Genomic DNA, 1,223 nt, shown 5'->3' with positions numbered 1-1,223 from the left:
CTCCTCTACGTAAAAAGAGCCCCGCAATGGATGCGAGACTCTTCGTTATTTTGCATTTATTATTCGGCAAGCTTAGCGTCTATTTCCGCTAATTGCGTTTTTAATCCGAGTAATTCCGTTCTCTGCTTAAGAACGACATTCTTATATTCATCAGCGGTCTTCTTTGCCGTTTCCGCAATTGCTCCGTTCGTGCTCATCTCTTTAGCTTGCGCTTCAAACATAGGGATTACATTAGTTTCTAAATCTGCTATGTTTGTTTCTAGCTTGGTTATTTCAACCGCAATCTTAGCACGGTCAGCCTGTAGTTCCGCTGATGTTTTCACAGTAGGAGTAACTACGTCCTCCATTATGATTTTCTTCCCTTCGACGGTTAATTTAGCGCCTGATGCTTCCGCAACCGAACGAACAGGCGCATAAGCAGTGCCGTTAATGATAATAGCGTCATCAACTTTCTTGCCATTCTTCTCTATAGTAAATAACCCTTGAACTTTTTGACCAATAAGACTTGCCGAATCTGCAAAGACAGTTACACCCGAAAATAGCAACGCGCCAACAATGACGCCGGAAATAAACTTTTTCATCTGATAACCTCCGTAATAGTATTTTCCTAATAGTACCATTACGAAGCAGATGTCGTAAACGTTCCGCCGCCACTTGTTGCGTTAGCTGGATTTCCGTGGTTATGATTTGGCACACTCACGGTATGTGTATGTCCTTTATCAGCTTTAGCGTCGATAGCTTGATAGATAGAGGTAATTACATCTTGTAGTGTTGTGCCGGAATTATTCATAAGCGTACCCCACGATGCAATCCGTACATATCCGCTAGAAGGGTTAAGATAAACGTTAGACCCTGATATCGTCGCATTACCGTAACCGCTAAAAATAAATCCGGAAGCCAGCGAGTTATATATTACCGACTGGTTACCGTTCGAGTTAAAGATAACCTTACTAACCCCGCCATCGAACGCCGGTATCTGAATCCCGTTATTTGCATCCGCATATACACCGAACGCAACGCTTGTCGGATCGATCACTACACGCGGATAAACGGAGGCAGACGTCTGTATCTTAGCGCCCGTTATCGTACCGCCCGTAATAGTCGTACCGCTAATGGAGGATGCGCTAATAAACCCGCTAAAGTCACCGCTCGTCGCTCGCATATTACCGGCGGTGTCTACCGTGAATACCCCGTTACCAACGTTAATCGAAGAACCGACGATC

At 44.6% G+C, this 1,223-nt stretch carries 1 protein-coding gene and 1 pseudogene; both read right to left on the bottom strand.

Going from position 1 to position 1,223, the window contains the following annotated elements; genetic code table 11:
* Positions 1-59 precede the first annotated feature (59 nt).
* Positions 60-581: a hypothetical protein gene (locus tag CA598_RS31600; RefSeq protein ID WP_094879058.1), complete on the bottom strand. Its 522-nt coding sequence runs from the start codon at positions 579-581 to the stop codon at positions 60-62.
* 38 nt (positions 582-619) lie between these two features.
* Positions 620-1,223 (bottom strand): annotated as a pseudogene (locus CA598_RS32570) (hypothetical protein); the annotation flags it as partial.

Origin of the sequence: Paenibacillus sp. VTT E-133291, from assembly GCF_002264395.1 — a bacterium.
GTDB lineage: Bacteria > Bacillota > Bacilli > Paenibacillales > Paenibacillaceae > Paenibacillus_AQ > Paenibacillus_AQ nitricinens.
This window is presented reverse-complemented; position numbering and strand designations above follow the sequence as displayed.

Coding starts and splice junctions, on each gene's coding strand:
- CA598_RS31600 (WP_094879058.1), bottom strand. CDS start 581: ATGAAAAAGTTTATTTCCGGCGTCATTGTTGGCGCGTTGCTATTTTCG.